Source organism: Sedimentitalea nanhaiensis DSM 24252 (genome assembly GCF_000473225.1).
Classification (GTDB): domain Bacteria; phylum Pseudomonadota; class Alphaproteobacteria; order Rhodobacterales; family Rhodobacteraceae; genus Sedimentitalea; species Sedimentitalea nanhaiensis.
Genome location: NZ_KI421509.1, coordinates 1,638,876 through 1,655,300 on the forward strand (window position 1 = coordinate 1,638,876; position 16,425 = coordinate 1,655,300).

General features: G+C 63.4%; 13 protein-coding genes. 4 read left to right on the top strand and 9 right to left on the bottom strand.

What is annotated here, in order from left to right:
• Position 1: 1 nt before the first annotated feature.
• Genes NANH_RS25880 through NANH_RS25885 form a run of 3 tightly spaced genes read right to left on the bottom strand, consistent with a single transcriptional unit; the run spans position 2 to position 5,077 of the window.
• A complete protein-coding gene (locus NANH_RS25880; protein WP_036049656.1) occupies positions 2-1,453 on the bottom strand; it encodes a 6-hydroxynicotinate reductase in 1,452 nt (483 codons plus the stop codon).
• On the bottom strand, positions 1,446-4,193 hold the full coding sequence (locus NANH_RS0109755; RefSeq protein WP_027261876.1) for a molybdopterin-dependent oxidoreductase: 2,748 nt from the start codon (positions 4,191-4,193) through the stop codon (positions 1,446-1,448). Before NANH_RS0109755 ends, NANH_RS25880 begins: the two co-directional genes overlap by 8 nt.
• Positions 4,190-5,077 (bottom strand): FAD binding domain-containing protein, encoded by an 888-nt coding sequence (locus tag NANH_RS25885; protein WP_245601429.1) that lies wholly within the window; start codon positions 5,075-5,077, stop codon positions 4,190-4,192. Before NANH_RS25885 ends, NANH_RS0109755 begins: the two co-directional genes overlap by 4 nt.
• Positions 5,078-5,136: 59 nt before the next feature.
• Between NANH_RS25885 and NANH_RS0109765 the strand changes: the two genes are divergently transcribed.
• Positions 5,137-5,568: a MarR family winged helix-turn-helix transcriptional regulator gene (locus NANH_RS0109765; RefSeq protein ID WP_027261877.1), complete on the top strand. Its 432-nt coding sequence runs from the start codon at positions 5,137-5,139 to the stop codon at positions 5,566-5,568.
• 3 nt (positions 5,569-5,571) lie between these two features.
• On the opposite strand, the gene NANH_RS0109770 is transcribed toward NANH_RS0109765, so the two are convergent.
• The 6 genes from NANH_RS0109770 to NANH_RS0109795 all read right to left on the bottom strand — a co-directional run bounded on the left by NANH_RS0109770 (position 5,572) and on the right by NANH_RS0109795 (position 11,683).
• Entirely contained in the window at positions 5,572-6,267 is a 696-nt protein-coding gene (locus NANH_RS0109770) for an ABC transporter ATP-binding protein (protein WP_027261878.1), read from the bottom strand.
• The gene (locus NANH_RS0109775) at positions 6,267-6,974 is read right to left on the bottom strand and encodes an ABC transporter ATP-binding protein (RefSeq protein WP_027261879.1); all 708 of its coding nucleotides are present in this window, start codon (positions 6,972-6,974) and stop codon (positions 6,267-6,269) included. Before NANH_RS0109775 ends, NANH_RS0109770 begins: the two co-directional genes overlap by 1 nt.
• Positions 6,971-7,915 carry a branched-chain amino acid ABC transporter permease gene (locus NANH_RS0109780; protein WP_027261880.1) on the bottom strand — a complete coding sequence of 315 codons (945 nt, stop codon included), beginning with the start codon at positions 7,913-7,915 and terminating at the stop codon, positions 6,971-6,973. The genes NANH_RS0109775 and NANH_RS0109780 overlap by 4 nt, the downstream gene beginning before the upstream one ends.
• On the bottom strand, positions 7,912-8,838 hold the full coding sequence (locus NANH_RS0109785; protein WP_027261881.1) for a branched-chain amino acid ABC transporter permease: 927 nt from the start codon (positions 8,836-8,838) through the stop codon (positions 7,912-7,914). The genes NANH_RS0109780 and NANH_RS0109785 overlap by 4 nt, the downstream gene beginning before the upstream one ends.
• Positions 8,839-8,876: 38 nt before the next feature.
• Positions 8,877-10,169, bottom strand: a complete 1,293-nt coding sequence (locus NANH_RS0109790) for an ABC transporter substrate-binding protein (RefSeq protein WP_027261882.1) — start codon at positions 10,167-10,169, stop codon at positions 8,877-8,879.
• Positions 10,170-10,276: 107 nt separating this feature from the next.
• Positions 10,277-11,683, bottom strand: a complete 1,407-nt coding sequence (locus tag NANH_RS0109795; RefSeq protein WP_245601430.1) for a hypothetical protein — start codon at positions 11,681-11,683, stop codon at positions 10,277-10,279.
• A gap of 30 nt (positions 11,684-11,713) precedes the next feature.
• On the opposite strand from NANH_RS0109795, the gene NANH_RS27405 reads away from it, so the two are divergent.
• From NANH_RS27405 to NANH_RS0109810, 3 genes are all read left to right on the top strand, one after another.
• Positions 11,714-12,505: a copper chaperone PCu(A)C gene (locus NANH_RS27405; protein ID WP_051372330.1), complete on the top strand. Its 792-nt coding sequence runs from the start codon at positions 11,714-11,716 to the stop codon at positions 12,503-12,505.
• An 89-nt stretch (positions 12,506-12,594) separates the two neighbouring features.
• Positions 12,595-14,655 carry a hydantoinase/oxoprolinase family protein gene (locus tag NANH_RS0109805; protein WP_036050680.1) on the top strand — a complete coding sequence of 687 codons (2,061 nt, stop codon included), beginning with the start codon at positions 12,595-12,597 and terminating at the stop codon, positions 14,653-14,655.
• On the top strand, positions 14,652-16,394 hold the full coding sequence (locus NANH_RS0109810; protein ID WP_027261885.1) for a hydantoinase B/oxoprolinase family protein: 1,743 nt from the start codon (positions 14,652-14,654) through the stop codon (positions 16,392-16,394). The genes NANH_RS0109805 and NANH_RS0109810 overlap by 4 nt, the downstream gene beginning before the upstream one ends.
• The last annotated feature ends 31 nt before the right edge of the window (positions 16,395-16,425 follow it).

Here is a 16,425-nt window from a genome sequence, read left to right on the forward strand (position 1 = left end):
CTCAGCCCTTGTCCCGCGCAACCGCACGCACATCCGCGCCATATTCGCCCCCATGCTCCAGCACGTCCGCGACCGAGCGTATTGCTGCATCATGCCCCCCCAATGCCTGATAATCCGCCCGGCTGACGGTGAATTCCAACGGCGCAACGATGGCCGGGGTCGGCACATATCCAAAGGCGTTTCCGGGCATTCGGGTCACGTCGGCCATGATTGTGATGCCACCTCCGGGCCAAACATAGGTGGGCGCACCGCCGCAGGTGACCCGCGTTTTCAACGCCTGAACCGAGCGGGTCAAATGGACGGGATTGCGCGTGACACCCGAGCGCAAAGACCCGCCAGCGCCTCCCATGAACATCACCGTACACAGCGCCGGTTCACAGTTTTCTGCAATCAACTCGACAGATGGGCGCAGTGTCTCGGGCAAGGTCGCGGGCTGTGGCCGCAGATCCTCGTCCAGCACGAAATACCCCCATTGCTCGCCCGTGGTGGATACCATCAGCAGCGTCAAACCGGCACGCGCGCCCTTTTTCGGGTTCCAGTCGCCCAGAATGGTCAAAGGGTCCTGGATGTCCGTCCCCCCCCAACCCAGCCCCGGTTTCGCCACCTGAAAGTACCGCCCTGGTGTCGAGCGTCGCCCCAATATACGGATGCCCGTGTCGGGCCAGCCCAGCACCTTGCCCGCCTGATGTTCACTGACCACGCCGGTGATGTGGTCGTCCACCACAACCACCTCATCGACCAGCCCCCGCCACTGGCTGGCAAACATGCCGATGGCGGCCGAGCCGCACCCGACCCGCATCCGTTCCTCGGCCTGACCATCGACGATCGGCGGTTTGCCGGCCTGCACCACGACGCTGGCCCCGCCGTCGACAGTCAGATCCACCGCTTCGCGATTGCACAGTCGCAGCAAGGTATCGCAGGTCACGCGGCCTTCGGGTTTGCTGCCGCCGGTCAGATGATCGACACCGCCCAGCGATAACATCTGACTGCCATATTCGCTCGTCGTCACATGGCCCACATGCTCGCCCTGCGCGCGGACAGGCGCGGCCTCGGGGCCCAGATGACGGTCGGTGTCTATCTTCACCTTGACACCGCAATAGGAAAATATCGCTTCGGTCACGACGGTGACAAAATCGACGCCATCGACCTTGCGGCTGACGATAAAAGGCGCAGGTTTATAGTCGGGGTAGGTGGTCCCGGATCCGACGGCGGTGAGAAACAGATCATCCCCGCCAACGACTTGCCCATCCCATTGCGTTTTCAGGAAAGGGCGGATTTCTCCGCCCGCCTCAATGCGCCGATCCAGCACGGTCAGTGGATCGCAACGGATGATGCGCCCGCCCTGATTGGCGTATCGGTCACAGGCCCCAACTTTGCCCTCGGCGATAAAACACATGACCGGGCAGGCATCGCAGCGGATCTTTTCCGGCCGGGTCGCGCGCTTTTCAACCATCCCGCGCCTCCTGAGTGGCGTGGATCGCAGCCAGAACCCGGTGCGGCAGCGCGGGCAAGCAGGTGATACGCGCGCCGCAACCGTGGCGGATCGCGTTCAGAATCGCCGGAGCAGTCGGTATCAGCACATGCTCGCCCAGCCCCTTGGCCCCCATTGGCCCTTCGGGATCCGGTTTCTCGATCAGGATCGAGCGGATTTCGGGCATATCGCCGACCGTCGGGATCAGATAATCGTGCAGGTTCTCGGTGCGTCCGGGGATGAACTCTTCCATCAGCGCCATGCCCAACCCCTGAGCAATGCCGCCCTCGATCTGGCCCTCTGCCAGCCGCGGATTGATCGCCCGGCCCAGATCATGCGCGGCGGTCATGCGGCGCACCTGCACGGTGCCCAGTTCCATGTCCACCTCCAGCTCTGCCATCTGCGCACCATAGCCATACACCGCATAGGGTCTGCCCTGGCCGTTTTCATCCAGGGCCTGCGTCGGTGGATCATAGCTTTGCTCGGTTGCCAGAACATAGCCCTGTGAATCCGGCGGCAGAACGCTCAGGTCGATCACCCGCTGCCCCGCCCCGTCGCTGACCCGAAGCCTGTTGCCGTCAAGCGCAAGACGGGCCTCATCGCCCATGTTGCTCAGCGCCAGAATGCGTGCCCGCAGGGCCGCTCCCGCCAGCAGAGCCGCCTTGCCGGTGATCACCGTCTGTCGCGACGCCGATGTCTTGCCGCAATCCGGCGTCAGCGCCGTATCCGGCCCGATCAGGTCGAACTGATGCAAAGGCAGCCCAAGGGCATCGGCACAGATCTGGGCGATCACCGTGTTTGCACCTTGCCCGATGTCGGTTGCCCCCTGATGCAGGCGCAACCGCCCATCCGCCGTAATGCCCAGCCGAATGGTCGACGGATTGGGCAGAGCCGTGTTGCCGCAGCCATACCAGCATCCCGCGACCCCGACGCCGCGCCGGATCGGGCCAGCACGTGCATTGATGTCCTGCGCCTCCTGCAAGGCCACTTTCCAAGGCGTCTCCAGCGCCAGCAGGCAATCGACGATGCCGACTCCGAACAGCTGCTGCCCACAGACCGAGCGGTCACCGTCGCGCAGCGCATTGTCCAGGCGAAACTGCAGCCGATCGATACCCGCACTGTTGGCAAGGTCATCATACAGCGTTTCCTGCACGATCGCCGCCTGCGGAACGCCAAAGCCCCGAAACGCCCCCGCGACCGGGCCGTTGGTATGCACCGCGCGGGCCTGGGCGTGGTAATTTGGCACCCGGTATGGCCCCGAGGCATGCACCGGCACCCGGACAGCCACGGTTGGTCCCCAACTGGCATAGGCGCCGGTGTTGAAATCGCCGTCAAACGCCATGCCGACAACCTGCCCCTGCGCATTGATCCCCACGCGCGCCGTCATCGTGGCCGGATGCCGTTTTGTGGTGCTGGCCATGCTTTCGCGGCGCGAATAGACCATCCGCGCCGCCCGTCCGGTTTTTAAGGCCACCAGCCCGATCAGCGGTTGCACCGACAGATCCAGCTTGGATCCGAACCCGCCCCCCGCAGCTGATGGAATGATCCGCACCCGCTCGCGCGCAAGCCCCAGAACCCGGGCAGTGTCGTCTCGATCCATCACGGGGGCCTGGGTGCAGGCCTGAATCACCAACATGTCGCCGTCCATCCAGGCCGATCCGGCCTCGGGTTCGATATAGGCATGTTCGACATAACCGGTCTTTACCGACACCTCGGCCACATGGGCCGCCCGGCTCAGCGCGGCTTCGGGATCGCCGGTATGCACCCTGCCAGCGATCAGGATATTGTCGTTTCTGTCGGCATGAACGCGCGAGGCATCGGGCGCGCGCGCGTCAGCCATCTCCATCAGCGCCGGTTGCGGAGTCCAGCGGACAGGGAACTCCGTCAGGTCCAGCGTCTCGATCACGGCGGGGTCACCCGCGACCAGCGCCACCGCCTCGCCACGCATCCTGACATGGCATTCGGCCAGCGCCGGTTGATCGGAACAAGTCGGGAGAACTCCAAAGCGGTTTTCCCCCGGAATGTCGGCAGCGGTGAACACCTGCACCGCAGCCGATTGGCGCGCGATCCACCCGGCGACATCGCCAATTGTGAATCGTGCCGCATCATGAGGCGCGCGGACGGCACGTACCAGCAGCGCATCGGGCGGGGAGAAATCTGCGCCAAACACCTCGGATCCGTCCACCTTGGGCGGGCCATCCAGACGCGGCACGCTTGCGCCCACGGCAAGACCCGCTGCGGGTTCTGCAGTGCCGTGCGATCCGGTGGCATCCAGCACCGCCTGAACGATTTTTGCATACCCCGTGCAGCGGCACAGAACCCCGCCAAGGGCCCGTTCAACCTGTCTGCGATCCGGGGTTTCGATCTGTTTCAGCAACGCGCTGGCCGCCATCAACATGCCCGGTGTACAGATGGCGCATTGCGCCGCCCCGTGGCGCAGAAACGCCGCCTGTACCCGGGACATTGCCCCGCCCGATGCCAGCCCTTCGACGGTAGCAATATCGCGGCCTGCGACTTGGGCAATTGGTATCAGGCAGGCGCAGAACGGCGCACCGTCCAGCAAAACGGTGCAGGCTCCGCAGTCGCCCGCGTCACAGCCGGTCTTGGTTCCGGTCAATCCCAGATCGCGGCGCAAGACATCCGACAGGCGCCGACCAGGCGACGCTTCAACGCTGACGCTCTGTCCATTTACTGACAGATGCAGTGCGGTACCGTCCTTCATGCCGCCACCTCAAGATCCCTCAGTGCACGGCGCAGCAATTCACCAGCCGCGCGCAGGCGATAGGCCGCATCCGCACGCACATCCGAAATCGGCAACAGGGCGTCGGAAACCAGACGCTGATCCACCCGCCCCGACAGATCGCGCACAGGTTGCCCGATCAGCTGCCGTTCCAACGCCGGCAAACGCATTGCCACAGCACTGCACGCCCCGACCGACAATGCCAGATCGGTGACCCGGCCAGCCGCATGATCCAACCGCACCGCCACCATGGCGACCGAGATCACCAGGTATTTGCGCGCACCCAGCTTCAGGAACCGGCTGCGTCCGGCCCCCGACGTGTGTGGAATAACAACCGCCGTCATCAATTCGCCCGGTTTCAGGCCGGTCTGGCGCGCGCCGGTGATAAATTCGGCCAGCGGCAAGACCCGGTGGCCAGCAGTTCCGGTCAATTCGACCTGCGCATCCAGCGCCAGCAAAGGTGGCACGCCGTCAGCCGCAGGCGAGGCGTTGCACAGATTTCCAGCCACCGTCCCCGCATTCTGAACCTGAACGGCGCCGACCTCGCGCGCGGCCTGTTTGAGCATGTCAAAAGCTGGCGGCAGATCGGCGGCAACAATATCGCTCCACCGGGTTGTCGCGCCAATACGCCAGCCCCCGGCCATGGCGGATATCCCCCGCAGCCCATCAATCGCGGTTACATCCAGCACCGGCCCCGCCAGCTCCTGCCGCTCGGTCGCAGGGAACAGGTCGGTGCATCCTGCGGCCACGACCGCCCCGGTTCGATCCAGCACGGCCAGAGCGTCTGTCAGTGAGTCCGGGCGATAATAGGCAGACACGTTTGGTTTACCCTTGTTGGCCGGTGCGGCAATCTTGTTAGTATACAAATGGATTTTGCGACCGCGATCCCAACCTGTCAACAACAACCAACGAGGCCACCCACCAGATGGACAACCGCCCCAAGAGCGATGCCCCCTATGTGCTGGACGAACAGGTCGGATTTCTGATGCGCCGGGCCAACCAGCGCCATCTGGCGTTGTTTGCGCACCACATTCCCGAACTGACTGCAACCCAGTTTGCCGCCCTGGCAAAGCTGTGCGAAGTGGGGCGAGCGTCGCAAAACGCTCTGGGACGCGCCACGGCAATGGATGCGGCGACGATCAAAGGTGTGGTGGATCGATTACGGGGCAAGGGATTCGTTGCCTCAACCCCCGACCCAACGGATCAGCGGCGCGTGCATCTGAGCCCGACCGAGACGGGGCTGGCCGCATTTCGGGATCTGACCCTGCACGCGCACCGGATCACCAAGGAAACGCTGGCACCGCTGAACGAGCCTGAACAGCGCGCCTTTTTGCGCCTGTTATCCAGGCTGTTGTAAGGGTCAGACGCCCAGATGCCGTTGCAGAATGTCGTGATCGGCGCGCAGGGCCGCCGCATCCAGCGTTTCCAGATTGCGGCCGTTTTCGATGAACGCGACCCGGTCCGCCACGGCCAGCACCGCATCCACGCGCTGTTCGACCAACAGAACGGCCACCCCGCGGTCACGCATGACCACGATCACCTGCCGGATCAGTTCGATCATGGACGGTTGCAACCCTTCGGTCGGCTCATCCAGCAACAGAACCTCGGGTTCCAGACACAATGCCCGCGCGGTAGCCAGCATCTGCTGCTCACCGCCGGACAGGGTTTCGGCCCGCTGACGAAACCGTTCGCGCAGGCGCGGAAACAGTTCCAGCACACCCTCAAGAACCTCCGGGCCGGATTTGCGCACCATCAGCCCGATTTCCAGGTTCTGCGCCACGGTCAACTCGGCGAACAACCCCCGCCCCTGCGGGATATAGCCGATACCGGTGCGCGGCACCCGGTGCGGGGGCAGATCGCTGACCGCCTGCCCATCCAGCGCGATGCGGCCCGACATCAGGGGCAACAACCCCATGATCGCCTTCATCGTCGTCGTCTTGCCCGCCCCATTTCGCCCCAGCAGGCACAGAATTTCGCCCGACGCCACCGTCAACGACAGGTCGCGCAGCACCTGCGCGCGGCCATACGCGACATTCAGGTTGCTCAGCTCCAGCATCAGCCCGTCCCCAGATAGGCCGCCTGAACGGCGCGGTCCGCGCGAATCTCGTCCGGACTGCCCTGCGCCAGGATTTGGCCGAAATTCAGCACGGTGATCTGGTCTGCGGCCTGCATCACCACTGACATGTTGTGCTCGACCAACAGGATCGTGGTGTGTCCGGCAAGGCTGCGGATCAGGGCCATGAACCCTTCGATTTCACTGTCGGCCAGTCCCTGCGTAGGCTCGTCCAGAATCAACAGGCGTGGATGTTGCACCAGCCCCATGGCAATCTCAAGCAGGCGCTGGTGGCCATAGCTCAGGTCGCCGGCGTTCTGATCCAGCCGGCCCTCGAGCCCGACCTGCGCCAACGCCTGTTCCGTCGCCTGTACCATCGCCATCCCGCGCAACCTGCGCCGCGCTGCCAGCGCCACGTTTTCCGTCACTGTCAGGTTGGCAAAAACCGACGTGATCTGAAAGGTATAGGCCATGCCCAGATTGATGCGCTTGTGCGCCGGCAGGCGCGATATATCCCTGCCATCAAATATCACCGTGCCCTGCGTGGGGGCGATGCGCCCACACAGCAGGCTGACAAAAGTGGTCTTGCCTGCGCCGTTTGGCCCAATCAGCGCCCGCACCTGGCCCTGGGGCAGATCGAAATCGACGTTCTCGACCGCGTGCAGCCCGGCAAACCGCTTGCTTAACCCACGCGTGGACAACAGCGTCATGGCAGCCCCCGCCATATCCGTTTGCGCACCGCGCCCGCCAGCCCCTGCGGTGCGAACAGGGTCAGGGCCACCAGCGCCACGCCCGCGACCAGCATATAGGCCGTAGTGATGCCGCTGGACAGATCGATCAGATAGAACATGAACAGGGTGCCGATGAACGGACCCAAGATGGTGCCCGCGCCCCCCAGCAACACCCACAACAACGGAAAGATCGAATACTGCACCGAGGCAAAGCTGGCCCCGACATAGCCGAACAGCAGCCCATAGACCGCCCCCGCCATGGCCGCGATCGTGCCCGATACGATCACCGCCGCCAGCTTGTGTGCAAAAACGTCATAGCCCAGCATCATCGCCCGCTCTTCGTTCTCTCGGATGGCGATCAGCACCTTGCCGAATGGCGCGCGCACCAGCCACAGGGTGATCAAAAGGCAGCTCGCGAACAGCGCGAAAGCGGCGAAATAGCGGTTGGTGGGATCAGACAGGTCGATGCCCCACAGGATACGCTGCGCCTGCTGGATCACGAAACCTTCGTCGCCCCGCGTATAGCTGCCGAAATACAGGATGGTCAGATAGCCGGCCTGGGCAAACATCAGGGTCACGATCATGAACGCCACACCGGCGGTGCGCAGCGCCAGCATCCCGACCACGCCGGAAACGACCAGCCCCGCACCAGCCCCGGCCACCAGCGCCAGTGCGGGTGCGGCGTCAAAGACCTGTACCGCCAGGCCCATGCCATACATCCCGGCGGCAAAGAACATCGCATGACCCAGGCTGAGCAGACCGGTATAGCCGAACAGAACGTTGAAACCGATGGCATAGCTGGCCAGAACCATCACGCGCGCCAGATTACCGTGGTGATAGGCGGGCAACATGAATTGCAGCGCGAACAGCAGGGCCAGCAGCCCGCCATGCAGCAGCACGGTCTTGGCCCGATCGCTCATGCGCGGCGCACCCCGAACAGCCCCTGCGGGCGAAACACCAGCACAAGCGCCACCAGCAGCGTGGCCAGGATCTTGGCCAGCGTGGGTGAAAAGAATACCGAGATGATACCGTCGCTCAACCCGATCAATATCGCTGCGACCACCGTACCGGGCAGGCTCCCCAAACCGCCGATGATAACCACGATGAACGATAGCAACAACGGATCGCCCCCCATCAGGTAATGCGCCTGCTGGATCGGCACGATCAGCACCGCCGCCATCGCCGCCAACCCCGCGCCCAACCCGAAAACCAGCGCATAGACCCGCTCGACCGGAATGCCAAAGGCCAGCGCCATATCCCGATCCATCTGGGTGGCCCGCATCAGCAACCCGACCTTGGTGCGGGTCATTCCCCACCAGACGCCCAGCAGAACTCCGGCCGCCGCACCGATCACCGCCAGTTTGTAGCTGGTCGTACTCAGCCCCCAGGGCCAGTACAGTTGCAGCTTGCCCCCGACGAATTCGACCCAGGGCAAGGCCAGCCGGGTGTTGAACGGCGGTTCGACCGGGCGCGCATCGGCGCCATAGGTCATCAGGGTGACCTGCTGTAGGATATAGAGAATGCCGATGGTTGCGACGATGGTGCGTTCAGGGTCATAGGCAACACGTTTCAGCACCGTCATGTCCGCCGCCGCCGCCAGCAGCCCGACCAGCACCGGAACCACCAGCAGCGCAACGGCGAACCCCAAAGCCGGATGCCCGCCGATCAGGCTGGTTATCCACCAGGCCAGAACCGCGCCCAGCATAAAGAATTCACCATGCGCGACATTGACCACGCGCATGACGCCGAACACCAGCGACAGGCCAACCGCTGTCAGCGCCAGTACCGCAGCCGTCACGGCCCCCTCAAGAGAGGCGAGCATCAGATAGGGGCCGATCTCCATACGCTACGCCGCCCTCGCGCGGTCCGGTCGCACCGCGATCAAAGCGGTTGGGTCGTATAATCGACCTCGTCAGGATACATCGTGTCCTCGATCGACGTGGTATGCACGACGATCAGTTTGCCGTCGGTGACCCTGCTGATGTACTGTGGCCCGAATACCTGATGGGTCTTGCCGTTGAACAGCTTGGTGCCCTGTGGGTGTTCGTTGGAATGGGGCATGTCCGTGATCGCCTCGACCGCCTCGATCAGCTTGGCGCGATCCGCCGGGCCTTGATAACCAGCAGCCTCCATCCCGGCCTTGATCACATACAGGGTTTCCCAGCAGCCGAACATATGGGCATAGGTGGAAATGTCCTTGGGGTCGCCGACGGACGCGCCGTTTTCATCCACACCCACGGCAGTGCGGTAGAGTTTGTCATACTCGGACTGATCGGTCTGCGCATAGCGTGGGTTACCCTCCCAGAAATAGGTGCCTTCCAGGAATTCCAGACCGGGGCTGGCCATGTCCACCGCCTCCAGACTGTCGATAAACCCAAACATTTCGGGGCGACTAGGGCCAAAAAACTCGCCCAGTTCCTTGACAAATGTCAAGACGGCAGGGCCGACCATGACGTGATAGACCACTTCGGTTTCGCGCGGGATCTTGGGGAAATACTTGGTAAAACTGGTTTCGGTCGGCGGAATGGCGATCTGGGCGACAACCTCGCCGCCCTGCTCTTGGATCGCAGCGGTGAAATAGTCGCGATGGTCGTGGCCAAAGGCGAAATCCGGAAAGATCATCGTGACCTTTTTGCCCAGGTTCTGCGACACAAACGGCGCCATCGCCTGGACCTGGCTTTTGACGTCGGTGATGCCCGGTTGCAAAGTATAGCGGTTCAGCATGCCACTGGCGACATGGTGGCCTTCGGAGACCACAAAATAGGGCAGTTTCAGCTCGCCCGCGCGCGGGGCCGAGCCGATCACTACATGCGAAAACAGGGTCCCGAACCCGATGTCGCAATTGTGCTGATTGGCAAATTTCTCGACCACCTCCGCACCGCGCTTGGGGTCGGTACCGTCATCCTCGGCGAGGATTTCAACCATCCGCCCGTTGATACCACCGGCGGCGTTGATCATATCGACGGCCGCTGTGGTGGTACGATCATACCAACGCCCATAGGCAGCACCGATGCCGGTGCGGTGAACCTGAAACCCGATGCGGATCGGCTCGGATGTCTGCGCCTGGGCATAACGCGCCCACAGCGGCAGACTGGCCGCACCCGCCCCTGCGGCCAGGGTCTTGAGCGCCCCACGGCGCGTGGTTGTGGACGGTTTTCCACTATCGTTGGTCATGCAAACGTTCCCCTCATGATTTCAAGACGGCCCCTGATCCGCCGCGTCTTGCGCTTAGTGTGCGAACCAGCGGAATTCTTGTCCAGTGTTTTCGGCCCATCTTTGCCTCAGACGCCGCGCGGCGAAGCCAACAGCCACAGACCAAACAGGGTATACACCAGCATGAACACGGCCAACGGTGTCTGAAACAGCGCCGCGCGCCGGGTATCGCCGAATGCACGCACTGCAATGGCATGGGCCATGATCACCGCCAACACGTGGCCGATCACCACTGCTCCCGCCTGACTCAGCCAGATAACACGCACACTGTCCGCCGCATTGAAAAACCCCGTGGTGACATAGAAGGTCCCCAATCCAAGCAGATCGGAACCGCGTGCCAGCGGGTCGTTCAGCACCGCCAGAACATATTGCCCATCGACCAGGAAACTGGGCAGATAGTGCGCAATATGATACCCCAACGCGATGGGCAGGATAGACGGGGCCATCAGACAAAAGGCGCGGCCCGGCGCAACTTCGCCCCCGATCAGGCGCATCCCCAGCCATATCGCCAGGCCATAGGCTGCCACCAGGGCGGCATTGGCAGCGATCAGACCGATGGCATTCTGCATCGTCACCGCTGACCGCCCCGGGAATTCAAGCGGGTTGATCCCCATGAGATCGAGCCACCAGAAGGTCTCGTTCAGCCCGTCAAAGCTGCCGCTGCCCAGCATCACCACCATGAATACCGCTTCCCCCATCTGCGGTGGGCGGCGCGCTATGGCCTGCCAACCGGTCGCGCCCAGGCCCAAGTTCCGACCCGTACGTCCAAACAGGCCCAACGTCGCATAGTTGCGCATCAGCATGGAAATCCCCTCACCGCGCCAATGCCAGCGCGGACCAAAGGCCAGCAGGGCGAGATAGGTGAACAGCCAATACCCCATGACAATGACGGCCAGACGCGCCGGGTCGGCTGGGGCGGGATCGGCCAGCAAAAACACGGCAAAGCCCAGAAACGTCACCAACGCGCAGCCCTGCCCCAGACCGGTTGGCAGACGCAGAACCACTGGCAAGCGCAGCAAATGTCGCGTCAGGGCCACCGGGCCGCTCCATGGGTTCAACCAGCGCCAAAGATCGCCCAACATACCCTGCAACGTCACCAGCGCCACCCACCAAACCGTCCAGACCGTCAGCGGCAGTGGATTGCTCAGTGGATCGCGCGACCCGTTCAGCCCGGCCCAGATCAACACCGCCAGCACCCCGAACGACAGGCAGCTCGTCCAGCGCCGCAACCCGACGCAGCGGATCCACCGGGTCAGCCGCGCGGGTCGGAACAAACCCATTGCCAACCGGTCGGGCAGGATTGTCAGCAGCAATACGGTCAACGCCACACAGGCCGTACCTGCAACGATATAGGCATCCGTTGGCAACAGCAGCACAAACCCCTGTTCGGCGGCATGCGCCTGGGCCTGGTGCGCGGGCAACAGACCAAAAACTGTCAACCCCTTGAACCTTGGCGAATACTGGAAGATGCTCATGTTCCGGATAATTACCCGGAGGAGGTCCGGATGAAAGCGGCAAAACCACTTGCCATGCTCGCAATTCTGTCACTGTTGGCAGTTGGCGCGATTCTATTGATTTGGCGCTCGACGCAGGATGCCTTGTGGGTTCAGGATGTAACGGCGGCCCCGCTGCAGGGATCGCCCGGCTCGGTCGGGGTGTTTCTGACCATCCGCAACCGGGGATCGGCGGACAAGTTGATCGCGGTCCGCTCGATTGTGGCACAGCGGTCGCGACTGGTCTCGACCACAACGGAGTCCGGGCTGGCCATTCCGGCGGACAGCAGCCCATCCCTGGCATCCGACGGGGCGTATATCCTGTTGGAACGCGTGGGCGGCACACTCAAGGACGGTCGATTGCTGCCGATCACCTTGCGTTTCGAAAAAGCCGGCGAGATCCGCACCCAAGCCCGGCTGATCGCCCCGCGCGCGCAAGGCGAGGCGGCGAGCTATGGCTTGTTTGGCATCGGCGATATTCGCCGGGTCCAAGACGATAAACCGGCCCCCGCCATTACCCTTGATGTTCAACCCAGCGAAGACGGCTGGCAGGTGCAGGTCGAAACCAGGAACTTCCGCTTCGACACCGACCCAGAAGACGGCAAGCATGTACCCGGCACCGGACATGCGCACCTTTATCTGAACGGCCTCAAACTGCAGCGCCTGTACGAGTCCCGTGCCCGGATCGGCACCCTGCCCCCCGGCAGGCACGAAATCCGGGTGACGCTGAACAGCAAGGATCATCGCACGTATGTCGTATCCGATACACCGGTGAGCGCCACAGCCGAAATCGTCGTACCCTGATTGCGCCCGCCCCCGATCAACGACATTGACAACGTCGCCCGGTTGCGAACACCATTCGCATACATATGACTTTCAGGACCGGGACCGACATGATGGGTAAATCTTCGGGCGCGGTTGTCGGCGTCGATGTGGGCGGAACCTTCACCGATCTGGTCGAGCTTTTGCCCGATACCGGTCAGGTACGGCTGGCCAAGGTCCCCAGCACACTGGACAATCAGGCATTCGGGGTCCTGAACGCGCTGGATCAGGCCGGGTGCGATCTGGCCGCGCTGGACCTGATCGTGCATGGGACCACCACGACCACAAATGCGGTGCTTGAACGCAAGCTGGCCCGCACCGGGTTGATCACCACCGCCGGTTTTCGCGACGTGCTGGAACTGGGCCGGCGAACCCGCCCGCAACCCTATGGCATGAAGGGAGAATTCACGCCCCTGATCCCCCGCGATCTGCGTCTTGAGGTCCCTGAGCGCATGGATGCGGCGGGCAAGATTGTCACGCCGCTGGACGAAGGCGCGGTTCTCAGCGCCGCGCAGCGTCTGATCGACGCCGGTTGCGAGGCAGTCGTGATCCATTTTCTGCACGCCTATGCCAACCCGGCGCACGAACTGCGCGCAGGCGAGTTATTGGCGGGCCTCTGGCCCAACGAACACATCACGCTGGGCCACGCGCTGCTGTCGGAAAGCCGTGAATTCGAGCGCGGAGTGACAGCCGCCGCAAATGCCGCCGTACAACCCTTGCTGGATCGCTATATCAAACGGTTGATCGCCGAATTGAAGCGCGGCGGCTATCAGGGCGACGTGCTTGTGATGAATGGCAACGGCGGCATGGTCAGCTCGTCGCGTGTCGCACGCGAAGCGGCCAAGACCGTGATGTCCGGCCCCGCCTCGGGCGTGATGGCGGCGGCCTATACCGGGCGCAAGGCGGGCATCGGGAACCTGATCACCTATGACATGGGCGGCACCTCGACCGATGTGGCCTTGATCCGCAATGCCGAACCGTCGGTCAGCAACGAAATCGAGATCGAATATGCAATGCCCATCCATGTCCCGATGGTCGATGTGCGCACCGTGGGTGCCGGGGGCGGGTCGATTGCGCGGGTAAATCCGGCAGGGCTGCTCGAAGTCGGCCCGGACAGCGCCGGGGCCGATCCCGGACCGATCTGCTATGGCAAGGGCGGTGCCGATCCCACGATTTCCGACGCCAACCTGCTGTTGGGACGGCTGGATCCGGCGGGGCTGAACGCAATCAGGGGCGGTGTCGCGCTGGATCATGTGCAGGAGGTCTTTGCCCGGAAGCTTGGCACCCCCCTGGGGCTGGACGCTGTGCAGGCCGCCGCGGCTGTGATCGAGATTGCCAACATGAAGATGGCCGGTGCGATCCGAATGGTGTCGATCTCGCTGGGAGCGGACCCGCGCGATTTCGCCCTGTTCGCCTTTGGCGGCGCAGGCCCCCTGCACGCAGCGGCTTTGGCGCGCGAGCTGGCCATACCGCGCGTGATCGTGCCCAGCAGACCGGGCATCACCAATGCCATCGGCTGTGTCGTGGCAGACCTGCGGCATGATTTCGTCAACACCGTCAATACCCCACTGGACCTGTTGCAACCGGGACAGCTGGAACAGGTGTTCACGCTCCAGACCCAAGAAGGCGAGGCCCTGATCGCGCGCGAGAACATCGAAATTCGCCAGATCCGGCGGCTGTATAGCGTCGACATGCAATTCATCGGCCAGACACACCTGTTGCGCGTGCCGCTGGATCGGCCCGACGTGACTCCGGCAGATCTGCAATCCCTCTTCAATGCGGCCTATTTCCGCCGCTTCCGGGTCAGACTGGACGATATTCACGCCAATCTGGTCAATGCAAATACATCGGTGGTCGGCGCGCGTGCCGAACTGGACCTTGGCGCGCTGATCGATCCAACCGGGCGCAAGGACACTGTGCAGGCCGCACAAACCGGCGAGCGCCCGGTGCATTTCTGCGGCACTTGGCAGACCACTCCGATCTACTGGCGCGACCATCTGCCAGTGCAATTCACCCTGCCCGGCCCCGCCATTGTACAGCAAATGGACACCACGCTGCTGATCGAACCCGGGGATGTGGCCACTGGCGATGCGGACGGAAATATCATCATTGCGATCGGGGGCCGGACATGAGCCTCGATCCGGTTACCCTGTCGGTCATTCAGGCCGGGTTGCAGCAAGTCTGCGACGAAATGGACCTGTCCTTTTCCCGCGCGGCCTTTTCCCCGGTGATCGCCGAGGCCAACGACCGCAGCGACGGAATATACGCCGCCGAAGACGGCGCGTTGATCGCCCAGGGCGTCGGCGGTTTGCCGGTCTTTGTGGGCACCATGCAATATTCCACCCGCACGCTGATTTCGATGATCGCACAGGGCAAGGCGGCTGGGCCCCAGCCCGACGACATCTATATCGTCAACGACCCCTATCTCGGCGGCACGCATCTGATGGATGTGCGCTTTGCCCGCCCGTTCTATCGCAACGGGGCAATCTTTTGCTGGCTCTCCAACACCGGCCACTGGCCGGATACCGGCGGCGTGGTGCCCGGTGGGTTTTCGGCCAGTGCCACGGCGGTTGAGCAGGAAGGGCTGCGCCTGCCACCGGTACGCCTGTTCAAACAGGGCCGGCTGGACCCCGAAATCATGGCGATCATTTCCAGCAACATCCGCGTTGCGGACCAGCGTATCGGCGACGTCAAGGCACAGGCCGCCGCGTTGCTGGTCGGCGAGGACCGCCTGAACGCGCTGCTGGACCGGTACGGCGATGACACCGTGACCCAGGCCATTGCCGAACTGCGCCGCCGCGCCGCGATCCAGATGCGCGCCTTTATCGCGAAAATCCCGGAGGGCACCTATCGCTCGACCGCCTGGATCGACAGCGACGGTGTCGTAAACGAACCGCTGGCGATCCACCTGACGGTGACACGGGATGGCGATGAGCTGAGGTTCGATTTCTCCGGGTCCAGCCCGCCTTGCGCGGGGCCGATGAACTCGGTTCTGGCGACCACGCTCAGTTCTGTCTATCTGGCGATGCGCCACATCTTTCCCGAAGTCCCGATGAGCGCGGGTGCGTTTGAACCGCTGCATGTCACCGGTGTCGAGGGCACATTTTTGGATGCGCGATATCCACGCCCGGTGTCCGGCTGTGCCGCCGAAGTCAGCCAGCGCATCGCCGAAGCGGTATTTGCCGCGCTCGTTACCGCCCTGCCCGACCGGGTTACAGCCGCCCCTGCGGGCACCAGCGGCAATTTCGCTCTGGGCGGGTATGACCCCGAACGCGACCGCGATTTTGTGATGTACCAGATTTCCGGCGGCGGATATGGCGGCAATGCCGATCATGACGGGCTGTCCAACGGCTGTTCCACCATCGGCATCTCCAAGGCCCCGCCGGTCGAGATCATGGAACAGGCCTTTCCGGTGCTCTATCATCACTATGCCCTGCACGAGGGATCGGGCGGCGCCGGGCTGCACCGTGGCGGGTTCGGGCTGGATTATATGGTCGAACTGCGGCGCGGCGCAGCCACGGCCAGCTTTGTGATGGATCATGGACGGTTCGGACCCCAGGGCGTGATGGGCGGCGCGGAGGGAGGTGTGAACCAGGTGATCGTCTGGCAAGCGGGAAACCCCCATACCCCTGCGCACCTGTCCAAGGAACAGGACATCCCGCTCGCCCCCGGCGACCGCGTGCATGTGCGCACACCGGGCGGCGGCGGATATGGCGATCCGTTCCAGCGCCCGCCGGATGCGGTCCTGTGCGACGTCCAGTTGGACCGTTACACGCCTCAGCAGGCCAGTGATCTGTTCGGCGTGGTCTTGACCGGAGACCCCTTGCAGGTTGACAGTGCCGCTACCCACAGCCTGCGCAGCCGGGACTGATCCCTGTCGCTCGACTTGGGGAAAACGGCCC

Bases quoted from the DNA above. Each gene is read 5' to 3' on its own strand.
- NANH_RS25880 (WP_036049656.1), bottom strand. From the start codon at position 1,453: ATGGTTGAAAAGCGCGCGACCCGGCCGGAAAAGATCCGCTGCGATGCC.
- NANH_RS0109755 (WP_027261876.1), bottom strand. From the start codon at position 4,193: ATGAAGGACGGTACCGCACTGCATCTGTCAGTAAATGGACAGAGCGTC.
- NANH_RS0109765 (WP_027261877.1), top strand. From the start codon at position 5,137: ATGGACAACCGCCCCAAGAGCGATGCCCCCTATGTGCTGGACGAACAG.
- NANH_RS0109770 (WP_027261878.1), bottom strand. From the start codon at position 6,267: ATGCTGGAGCTGAGCAACCTGAATGTCGCGTATGGCCGCGCGCAGGTG.
- NANH_RS0109775 (WP_027261879.1), bottom strand. From the start codon at position 6,974: ATGACGCTGTTGTCCACGCGTGGGTTAAGCAAGCGGTTTGCCGGGCTG.
- NANH_RS0109780 (WP_027261880.1), bottom strand. From the start codon at position 7,915: ATGAGCGATCGGGCCAAGACCGTGCTGCTGCATGGCGGGCTGCTGGCC.
- NANH_RS0109785 (WP_027261881.1), bottom strand. From the start codon at position 8,838: ATGGAGATCGGCCCCTATCTGATGCTCGCCTCTCTTGAGGGGGCCGTG.
- NANH_RS0109790 (WP_027261882.1), bottom strand. From the start codon at position 10,169: ATGACCAACGATAGTGGAAAACCGTCCACAACCACGCGCCGTGGGGCG.
- NANH_RS0109795 (WP_245601430.1), bottom strand. From the start codon at position 11,683: ATGAGCATCTTCCAGTATTCGCCAAGGTTCAAGGGGTTGACAGTTTTT.
- NANH_RS27405 (WP_051372330.1), top strand. From the start codon at position 11,714: ATGAAAGCGGCAAAACCACTTGCCATGCTCGCAATTCTGTCACTGTTG.
- NANH_RS0109805 (WP_036050680.1), top strand. From the start codon at position 12,595: ATGATGGGTAAATCTTCGGGCGCGGTTGTCGGCGTCGATGTGGGCGGA.
- NANH_RS0109810 (WP_027261885.1), top strand. From the start codon at position 14,652: ATGAGCCTCGATCCGGTTACCCTGTCGGTCATTCAGGCCGGGTTGCAG.